7 protein-coding genes are annotated in these 7,075 nt (G+C 70.4%); all 7 read left to right on the forward strand.

From position 1 onward, the window contains the following. Positions 1-118 precede the first annotated feature (118 nt). Positions 119-1,060 carry an ABC transporter permease gene (locus P409_RS21710; protein WP_034843586.1) on the forward strand — a complete coding sequence of 314 codons (942 nt, stop codon included), beginning with the start codon at positions 119-121 and terminating at the stop codon, positions 1,058-1,060. Beyond that, the gene (locus P409_RS21715) at positions 1,060-1,929 is read left to right on the forward strand and encodes an ABC transporter permease (RefSeq protein ID WP_034843588.1); all 870 of its coding nucleotides are present in this window, start codon (positions 1,060-1,062) and stop codon (positions 1,927-1,929) included. Before P409_RS21710 ends, P409_RS21715 begins: the two co-directional genes overlap by 1 nt. Beyond that, positions 1,929-3,083, forward strand: a complete 1,155-nt coding sequence (locus P409_RS21720) for an amidohydrolase/deacetylase family metallohydrolase (protein WP_034843590.1) — start codon at positions 1,929-1,931, stop codon at positions 3,081-3,083. Before P409_RS21715 ends, P409_RS21720 begins: the two co-directional genes overlap by 1 nt. Continuing rightward, positions 3,080-4,093, forward strand: coding sequence for an ABC transporter ATP-binding protein (locus P409_RS21725; RefSeq protein WP_034843592.1), 1,014 nt, complete (start codon positions 3,080-3,082; stop codon positions 4,091-4,093). The genes P409_RS21720 and P409_RS21725 overlap by 4 nt, the downstream gene beginning before the upstream one ends. Then, a complete protein-coding gene (locus P409_RS21730; RefSeq protein WP_052121129.1) occupies positions 4,090-5,097 on the forward strand; it encodes an ABC transporter ATP-binding protein in 1,008 nt (335 codons plus the stop codon). Before P409_RS21725 ends, P409_RS21730 begins: the two co-directional genes overlap by 4 nt. 2 nt (positions 5,098-5,099) lie before the next feature. Then, on the forward strand, positions 5,100-5,567 hold the full coding sequence (locus P409_RS21735) for a RidA family protein (RefSeq protein ID WP_034843594.1): 468 nt from the start codon (positions 5,100-5,102) through the stop codon (positions 5,565-5,567). A gap of 166 nt (positions 5,568-5,733) precedes the next feature. Beyond that, the gene (locus tag P409_RS21740; protein WP_081991688.1) at positions 5,734-6,978 is read left to right on the forward strand and encodes an aminotransferase class V-fold PLP-dependent enzyme; all 1,245 of its coding nucleotides are present in this window, start codon (positions 5,734-5,736) and stop codon (positions 6,976-6,978) included. Positions 6,979-7,075 lie beyond the last annotated feature (97 nt).

Genomic DNA, 7,075 nt, shown 5'->3' on the forward strand with positions numbered 1-7,075 from the left:
GGTTCGTGCCGCCGGAGCCGGCGCCTTCGGTCTCTTCGCTCGACAACCCCCTCCCCTAACCCCCTCCCGCGAGGGGAGGGGGGACTCACAGAGTGTGGTCCCGGAGCGCGCTGAAGCCATGCTCTCCTACATCGTCAATCGCCTGATCGGCATGGTCGCGGTGATGTTCATCGTGGCGACGGTCGTGTTCGTCATCATCCGGGTGACGCCGGGCGACCCGGCCGCGGTGATGCTCGGCCCCGACGCCCAGCCCTCGGACGTGGTCGAACTGCGGGCCAAGCTCGGCCTCGACCAGCCGCTGCCGGTGCAATACGTCACCTGGCTGGGCCAGATCGCGGTCGGCGACCTGGGCCAGTCGATCTTCCTGAACCAGCCGGTGCTGGACGCGATCGGCGACCGGGCCGAGCCGACCCTGATGCTGGCCATCCTGTCGATCTTGATCGCGGTCGCCATCGCGCTGCCGGTCGGCATCGCCTCGGCGGTCTGGCGCGGCTCGGCGCTGGACCAGTCGGTGCTGACCCTGTCGATGTTCACCGCCAGCATCCCCAGCTTCTGGCTGGGCCTGATCCTGATGCAGATCTTCGCGGTCAAGCTCGGCTGGTTCCCGGTGGCGGGCTATGGCGGGCCGGGCGCGACCTTCCTCGAGCGGATGAGCCATCTGGTGCTGCCGGCGATCGTGCTCGGCCTCGTCAACTCCGCCCTCATCACCCGCTTCACCCGGGCCAGCATGCTCGACGTGCTGAACGACGACTATGTCCGCACCGCCCGCGCCAAGGGCCTGCCGGAGCGGCGGGTGGTGCTGAAGCACGCGCTGAAAAATGCGCTGATCCCGATCCTGACCGTGATCGGCCTGACCACGGCGCTGCTGGTCTCCGGCGCTGTCGTCACCGAGACGGTGTTCGGCCTGCCGGGCGTCGGCAACCTCGTGGTCAACGGCGTGCTGCGGCGCGACTATCCGGTGATCCAGGGGGCGCTGCTGGTGATCGCGGCGCTCTACGTCCTGGTCAACCTCGCCATCGATCTCCTCTACCTCTTCGTCGACCCGAGGGTGCGCACCTGATGGCCGCGACCGCCTCCGCCTCCGTGGCCGGCGAGCGCATCAAGCTCGCCCGCCTGCTGCTGCGCCGCAAGACCGCGATGATCGGCCTGATCATCCTGGTCGTGCTGGTGCTGGCCGCCGCCTTCGCGCCGTACATCACCAGCTACGCGCCGCAGAAGCTGTCGATCGTGAACCGGCTGAAGCCGCCCAGCGGCGCGCATTGGTTCGGCACTGACGAGTTCGGCCGCGACGTCTTCACCCGCGCCGTTTATGGCGGAAGGCTGTCGCTGTTCGTCGGCTTCGCCGTGGTGATCCTGTCCTCGGTGCTGGGCATCGTGCTGGGCCTCGTCGCCGGCTTCTTCCGGTCGGCCGACAAGGTGGTGGCCCGGGTGATCGACGCGATGATGGCCTTCCCGGACATCCTGCTGGCGATCTCGCTGGTGGCGGCGCTGGGGCCGTCGCTGGTCAACGTCATCCTGGCGCTCGGCATCGTCTATACGCCGCGCCTGGCCCGCATCGTCCGCGCCTCGACCCTGGTGATCCGCGAGCTGCCCTTCGTCGAGGCGGCGCGGGCGCTCGGCGTCTCCACCTGGCGGATCGTCACCGCCCATGTCCTGCGCAACCTGTGGTCGCCGATCCTGGTGCAGGGCACCTTCATCTTCGCCTACGCCATCCTGGCCGAGGCCGGCCTGTCCTTCCTCGGCGTCGGCGTCTCGCCCGAAATCCCCACCTGGGGAACCATGATCAATGCCGGCCAGCAATATATGGGCTCGGCCGACTGGATGATGGTCTTCCCCGGCCTCGCCATCGTGCTGTCGGTGGTGTCGCTGCAGATGGTTGGCGACGGCCTGCGCGACATTCTCGACCCCCGTCTCCGCAAGGAACTGTGATGACCGTCCTCATCCGCTCGGCCCGCCCGGCCGGCTTCCCCGATCATCCGGACGATGGCCCGCTCGACATCCTGGTCGCCGATGGCCGCGTCGCCGCGGTGGGGCAGGAGCTCGACGCCCCGGCCGACGCCGAGATCGTCGACGGACGCGACGGCTGGGTGTCGCCTGGCTGGGCCGACCTGCACGCCCATGTCTATCACGGCGGCACCGACATCTCGATCCGCCCGTCCCAGGGCGGGCTGGCGCATGGCGTCACCACCATCGTCGACGCCGGCTCGGCCGGCGAGGGCAACTTCGTCGGCTTCCGCGAGTTCATCGCCGAGCCGGCGGCGGAGCGGGTGGTCGCCTTCCTCAACATCGGCTCGATCGGCCTGGTCGCCTGCAACCGGGTCAGCGAGCTGATCGACCAGCGCTCGATCGACATCACCCGCACCCTGGCGGTGATCGAGGCCAACCGCGACATCATCCGCGGCATCAAGTGCCGGGCCTGCAGCACGGTGACCGGCGCTTGGGGCATCACCCCGGTGAAGATCGCCAAGAAGGTGGCGAAGATCAGCGGCCTGCCGCTGATGGTCCATGTCGGCGAGCCGCCGCCGCTGCTGGAGGAGGTGCTGGCGGTGCTGACCCCCGGCGACGTCCTGACCCACTGCTTCCATGGCAAGCCCGGCGGCAACATCCTGGAGGACGAAGAGCTGTTCGGCATCGCCAAACAGGTGGCCGAGGCCGGGGTGCGCCTCGATGTCGGCCATGGCGGCGCGTCCTTCTCCTTCAAGGTGGCGCGGGCCGGGATCGAGCGCGGGCTGAACCCGTTCTCGATCTCCACCGATTTGCATCTGCGGTCGATCGAGGGCCCGGTCTGGGATATGGCCACCACCATGTCGAAGCTGCTGGCCGTCGGCATGCCCTTCGTCGAGGTGGTGGCCGCCGCCAGCACCCGGCCGCGCTCCGTCGTCGGGCTGCCGGAAACGGGCAACCTGAAGGTCGGGGTGGAGGCGGACTTCACCGTCTTCGGGCTGGAGGATGCGTCGGTGACGCTGCCGGATTCCTCCGGCGACAGCGCCACGCTCGACAAGCTGTTCACGCCGCGCCACGCCATCCTCGGCACCAAGTCTGTTAAGACCGCGCGCCTGTTCGACCCGGCGATCCACGGATGAGCGCGTCCAGCCGCGACATCGTCCTCGCGGTCGAGGATCTGCGGACCTGGTTCCACAGCCGGGACGGGGTCGCCAAATCGGTCGACGGCGTCACCTTCGACCTGGCGCGCGGCGAGACGCTGGCGATCGTCGGCGAGAGCGGCTCCGGCAAGTCGGTCACCAGCCTGTCGATCATGGGCCTGCTGCCCAAGCCGGCGGGACGGATCGAGAGCGGCGCCATCCGCTTCCGCGACCGCAAGGGCACCACCCACGACCTGGCGCACGCCTCGCAGGCGCTGCTGCGCAGACTGCGCGGCGCCGAGATCGCGATGATCTTCCAGGAGCCGATGACCAGTCTGAACCCGCTGTTCACCGTCGGCGACCAGATCGCCGAGGCGGTGCAGCTGCATGAGGGCACCGGCCGGGCCGCGGCGATGGCCCGCGCCAGGGAGATGCTGGAGCTGGTCGAGATCCCGGCGGCGGCGTCGCGGCTGAACGACTATCCGCACCAGATGTCGGGCGGCATGCGCCAGCGGGTGATGATCGCGCTCGCGCTGTCCTGCAACCCGTCGGTGCTGATCGCGGACGAGCCGACCACGGCGCTGGACGTCACCATCCAGGCCCAGATCCTGGACCTGCTGCGCCGGCTGCAGGCCGAGATCGGCATGTCGATCCTGTTCGTCACCCACAATATGGGCGTGGTGGCCGAGATCGCTCACCGCGTCGCCGTGATGTATGCCGGACGGGTGGTGGAGGAGGCGCCGGTGCTCGACCTGTTCGACCGGCCGCGCCACCCCTACACCAGCGGCCTGCTGTCCTGCATCCCCAACGCCCGCACTGGCGGAAGGCACGACGACGCCCGGCTGCAGCCGATCCCCGGCACCGTGCCCAGCGTCATGGCCCTGCCGCCGGGCTGCGCCTTCGCCCCGCGCTGCCCGCTGACCGAGGCGCCCTGCGAGGCCGCGGTGCCGGACCTCGCCGCGGTGCAGGCCGGCCACCGCTCCCGCTGCCGGAGGATCGACCAGCTGTGACCGCCGCCGCCCTCCGCACCACGACCGATCCCGCCGCGCCGCTGCTCGACGTGCAGAACCTGTCGGTGCATTTCCCGATTGGCGGCGGCCGCGTCGTCCGCGCGGTCGAGAATGTCAGCCTGTCGATCCGGCGCGGCAGCATTGTCGGCCTGGTCGGCGAATCCGGCTCCGGCAAGACCACCACCGGCCGGGCCGTGCTGCGGCTGATCGAGCCGACCGGCGGCCGCGTCATGTTCGACGGCACCGACGTCACGGCGCTGCCGGAGAAGCAGTTCCGCGCCTGGCGCCGGCGGATGCAGATCGTGTTCCAGGACCCCTATGCCAGCCTCAACCCGCGCATGAGCGTGGCCGAGATCCTGGGGGAGGCGCTGGACACGCACAGTCTGGCCCGCGGCCGCCGCAGCCAGCGCATCGGCGAGCTCCTGGAGCGCGTCGGCCTGAACGCCGACCACCAGCGCCGCTTCCCCCATGAATTCTCCGGCGGCCAGCGCCAGCGCATCGGCATCGCCCGCGCCCTGGCGGTGGAGCCCGACTTCATCGTCGCCGACGAGCCGGTCTCGGCCCTAGACGTCTCGGTCCAGGCCCAGGTGCTGAACCTGATCCAGGACATCCAGCGCGACCTCGGCCTGACGCTGCTGTTCGTGGCCCATGACCTCGCCGTGGTCGATTATCTCTGCGACGAGATCGTGGTGATGTATCTCGGCCGGATCATGGAGAAGGGGCCGACCCGCCTGGTCTATGACCGGCCGCGCCATCCCTACACCAAGGCGCTGCTGTCGGCCGCGCCGGTGCCGGACCCTCGGGCCAGGCGCGACCGCATCATCCTGAAGGGCGACATCCCGAGCCCGATCGCGCCGCCCTCCGGCTGCGTGTTCCGCACCCGCTGTCCGATGGCGGTCGACGCCTGCGCCCAGGCGGTGCCGCCGCTGGCCGAACGCGAGCCCGGCCGCTTCGTCGCCTGCATCCGCGACGCCGAACTGAACGACCAAACGACCACGGACTGACCATGCCCAATGTCTACGACCGCCTTGCCGCGCTCGGCATCACGCTGCCCAAGGCGCCGCCGCCGGTCGCGAATTTCGAGACCCACCGGATCACGGGGCAGCTCCTGTTCCTGTCCGGCCAGGGGCCGACCGAGCCCGACGGCCGCCAGCACCGGGGCAAGGTCGGCGGCACGGTCGACCGGCACGACGCCTATCGCCACGCCCGGCTGACCGGCATCAACCTGATCGCGGTGATGCAGGAGGCGCTGGGCGACCTCAACCGCATCACCGGCATCGTCAAGCTGCTCGGCATGGTCAACGCCGTGCCGGAGTTCGAGCATCATCCGGCGGTGATCAACGGCTGCTCCGACCTGTTCGTCGAGCTGTTCGGGCCGGAGATCGGGCGCCATGCCCGCTCCGCCGTCGGCATGGGGTCGCTGCCGGGCCAGATCACCGTCGAGATCGAAGCCGTCGTCGAATTCGCGCGGTGATGCCGATGGACCTGACCCCGTTCCCCCACTTGTCATGCCCGGGCTTGACCCGGGCATCCAGAGGGTCTCGACATCTTCTGGATTGCCGGGTCAAGCCCGGCAATGACAGCGGGGGAGCAGCGCCAGAACCCATCCCCTCCGCCAGCCCGTCCGAGGAAGTGCAGCCATGAAGTCGAACGAGGATATCCGCCGCCGCCTGGGCCTGCGCCCGGTGATCAACGTCTCCGGCACCATGACCTCGCTGGGCGCCTCGATCGTGGTGCCGGAGGCGGTGCAGGCCGTCGCCGAGGTGCTGCCGCAATTCGTCGAGATCACCGACCTGCAGCGCAAGGCCAGCGCCCGGATCGCGAAGTCCTGCGCCGCCGAGGCCGGCTTCGTCACCGCCTCGGCCTCGGCCGGCATCAGCCTGGCCGTGGCCGGCGCCATGACCGGTGACGACCTGCTGGCGATCGAGCGGCTGCCGGACACGGCGGGCCTGCCGAGGACCGAGGTGCTGCTGCAGGTCGGCCACATGGTCAGCTACGGCGCCCCGGTCGACCAGGCGGTGCGGCTGGCCGGCGCGAAGGTGGTGCCGGTCGGCACCGCCACCTCGGCCGCCGGCTACCAGCTCGACGGCGCCATCACCGAGCGCACGGCGGCGGCGCTCTACGTGGTTTCTCACCACGTTGTCCAATACGGCCAGATCCCGCTCGAGGAGTTCGCCGCGATCTGCCGGGCCAAGGGCGTGCCGGTGATCGTCGACGCCGCCTCGGAATACGACCTGGCCGGCTTCCTGGCCAAGGGCGCGGACCTGGCGATCTACAGCGCGCACAAGTTCCTGGGCGGCCCGACCGCCGGCATCGTCGCCGGGCGCGAGGACCTGGTGCGCGCCGCTTTCCTGCAGAACCGGGGCATCGGCCGCGGCATGAAGGTCGGCAAGGAGGGCGTGGTCGGCACCATCGCCGCGCTCGACGCCTGGGAGAAGCGCGACCACGCCGCGGCGCGGGCGCGCGAGGACGGCCATCTGAAGCTGTGGCACGAGGGGCTGGCCGGGCTGCCCGGCGTCACCGCGGTGATCGAGCCGGACCCGACCGACAACCCGCTCGACCGCCTCAAGGTGACGATCGACCCGGCCAAGGCCGGGCTGGCCGCCTGGGACGTGGCCGACCGGCTGGCCGCGGGCGACCCGCCGGTGATCGTGCGCGACCACGAGGTCGAGCACCACTACTTCTACCTCGACCCCTGCAACCAGCATGACCGGCGAGGCGCAGCTGGTGCTGGAGCGGCTGCTGGCGGTGCTGCGCGGCGCCGCCGGCGACCCGCCCCAGGGCGATGCCCGCGAGCGCCTGCTGGCCCGCGGCCGCAAGGGCCTGGAATCGCTGCTGCGGTTTCCGCGATAGGGCGTTCCTTCGCTCCGGCCCATCCCTTTTAATCCTCCCCCTCCCCTTGCGGGAGGGGGGTAGGGGGAGGAGGCTGTCGATCGAAGAGAGCCGGCCTTGATCGAGGATGGCCGTGGGGCTGATCGGTCC

Source organism: Inquilinus limosus MP06, from assembly GCF_000767795.1.
In the GTDB taxonomy this organism is placed as follows: Bacteria; Pseudomonadota; Alphaproteobacteria; order DSM-16000; family Inquilinaceae; genus Inquilinus; species Inquilinus limosus_E.

Excerpts from the sequence above, each read along its gene's own strand:
- P409_RS21710 (WP_034843586.1), top strand. The coding sequence starts at position 119 with ATGCTCTCCTACATCGTCAATCGCCTGATCGGCATGGTCGCGGTGATG.
- P409_RS21715 (WP_034843588.1), top strand. The coding sequence starts at position 1,060 with ATGGCCGCGACCGCCTCCGCCTCCGTGGCCGGCGAGCGCATCAAGCTC.
- P409_RS21720 (WP_034843590.1), top strand. The coding sequence starts at position 1,929 with ATGACCGTCCTCATCCGCTCGGCCCGCCCGGCCGGCTTCCCCGATCAT.
- P409_RS21725 (WP_034843592.1), top strand. The coding sequence starts at position 3,080 with ATGAGCGCGTCCAGCCGCGACATCGTCCTCGCGGTCGAGGATCTGCGG.
- P409_RS21735 (WP_034843594.1), top strand. The coding sequence starts at position 5,100 with ATGCCCAATGTCTACGACCGCCTTGCCGCGCTCGGCATCACGCTGCCC.
- P409_RS21740 (WP_081991688.1), top strand. The coding sequence starts at position 5,734 with ATGAAGTCGAACGAGGATATCCGCCGCCGCCTGGGCCTGCGCCCGGTG.